At 48.5% G+C, this 359-nt stretch carries 1 pseudogene; it reads left to right on the top strand.

Annotated elements, in window-relative coordinates:
- Nucleotides 1-200 precede the first annotated feature (200 nt).
- A pseudogene (locus DT73_RS06070) lies at nucleotides 201-359 on the top strand (glutaredoxin); the annotation flags it as partial.

The raw sequence follows: 359 nt of genomic DNA, 5'->3' as shown, positions 1-359 counted from the left end.
CTCTAAATCGTTGAGGCGTGCCTGGCGGCAACTGCAAGTCTGCCAGTACAGTATTGCCATTAGTCAGTTGCGCTCTTCATCCCCTTTACATCCCCCTGCTTCCTGCCCCACAATGGTTAGATTGCTAACTGATTCTTGTTTGCGTTCTGTCTCTCTGGCCTTGCCGGCCATATACCTGATTCTGTTTTGTGAGGCGAGTTATGAAGCTTTTTATTTACCAACATTGTCCGTTTTGTTTGCGTGCGCAGATGATTGTCGGGCTGAAAAGTTTGCCCGTCGATATCGATATCATTATGGAAGGCGATGCTGAAACCCCAACCCGCATGGTGGGGCGCAAAGTGGTGCCTATTTTGCAAAAA

The sequence above is a fragment of the Mangrovibacter sp. MFB070 genome, from assembly GCF_000705335.1.
Taxonomy (GTDB): Bacteria; Pseudomonadota; Gammaproteobacteria; order Enterobacterales; family Enterobacteriaceae; genus Mangrovibacter; species Mangrovibacter plantisponsor.
Note: the sequence above shows the minus strand (reverse complement) of the source record. Positions and strands in the feature narration are given on the sequence as shown.